Genomic DNA, 1,558 nt, shown 5'->3' with positions numbered 1-1,558 from the left:
CACCTTTCCGTTCTGGCGAGTCATTATTTTTTAGCCGTCAACTTAACCATCATCTTGGAATAGCCCCGCACAAAGTTCGATTGCACGCGCTCCGGCTCACCGATCACTTCGATGTTTTCAAAGCGAGGGAGAAGCTCTTCCCACAGAATACGCAGCTGCAGTTCGGCAAGGCGGTTGCCCATACAACGGTGAACCCCATAACCAAACGACACATGGTTACGCGTATCTTTGCGGTCGATGATGAATTGCTCAGGATTCTCAAATTTTCTCTCATCCTGGTTGCCCGACGCATACCACATCAGCACGCGATCACCCTTCTTGATGGTCTGTCCGTTCAGCTCCACATCCTGCTTGGCAACCCGGCGCATATACGCAAGCGGCGTTTGCCAGCGAATGATTTCAGAGACCATATTGGGGATAAGCTTTGGGTTCGCCTTTAGCTTCTCGAATTGCTCTGGGAACTGATTTAAAGCCAGCACCCCCCCGCTCATTGAGTTACGCGTGGTGTCATTACCGCCAACAATCAACAACGCGAGATTACCAATGAATTCCAAAGGACGATTGATCAGATCTTTTGTGTCTTCATTGGACTGAAGCATGCTGATCAAATCGAAACCCGGCTCTTCACCTGCTTTTTGACGGGCTTCTTTATCACGCCAAAGCTTGGAGAAAGCCCACGCCATATCTGCAGCATCATCAAAAAACACATCTTCATTCGTAAACTCGCCGCCGGTTGCCGAGGACGCGCCGGACAATCGATCCGACCAGCCAACCAGTTTTTCGCGTTCGTCATACGGGAAATCTAACAGTGAGGCGAGCATGCGCCCGGTCAGCTCTTTCGACACCACCGGCACCCAGTTGAACGGAGTGTCCAACGGCAGGCTATCGAGTACGTCCCCGGTGCGCTTGCGGATCAGTCCTTCCATTTCTTTCAGGTTCTTGGGCGCAACAACACCCTGGACTGCCCGACGCTGTACGTCGTGCTTGGGAGGATCCATAGCGATGAACATTTCAACCGACAGGCCTTCCGGAGGATCACCCAAGATAATTTGGGGTTCGGCGGAAAACAAATCATGGCTCTTGTCCACGAAGACAATATCTTCGTAGCGTGTTACCGACCAGAACGGCCCGAAAGCACTGTTCTTCTGGTAGTGCACCGGCGCTTCATCACGCAACCGCTTAAAGTACGCATTCGCCTTACCTTGTCGGTATAAAAAAGGGTTACTCGTATCGATATCTTCTATCGCCAAATCATTGACGTCAGGCAAATCGGTTTCAACAAAGTGCACCTGAGGGCGGGAAGTGCCAATGGTCTTCCGCTTCACCTTCATCAAGTTTTTTAGTGCCTTGATCTGTAGATGCATTGGCACGACTTTGGATGTGGCGTTAATTATTTTTGCCTGGATGTCATTACTTGTACTTGAACTCGTTGACATGTCGCTCTCCGCACTTACATTTGAAATTCTGGCAATTGAACAGTCATTCCGTCCATTGTCTCCGTGGCCTTAACCTGACACCCCAACCGAGAGGTTTTTGCACGCTCAGGTGTCATGGACAA

1 protein-coding gene is annotated in these 1,558 nt (G+C 50.4%); it reads right to left on the bottom strand.

The genetic code is table 11. The annotated features are described in order from the left end of the window. Positions 1-23 precede the first annotated feature (23 nt). Entirely contained in the window at positions 24-1,436 is a 1,413-nt protein-coding gene (locus Y017_RS08045) for a cytochrome P450 (RefSeq protein WP_011587498.1), read from the bottom strand. Positions 1,437-1,558 lie beyond the last annotated feature (122 nt).

The organism is Alcanivorax sp. 97CO-5, from assembly GCF_000524665.1.
Taxonomy (GTDB): Bacteria; Pseudomonadota; Gammaproteobacteria; order Pseudomonadales; family Alcanivoracaceae; genus Alcanivorax; species Alcanivorax borkumensis.
This window is presented reverse-complemented; position numbering and strand designations above follow the sequence as displayed.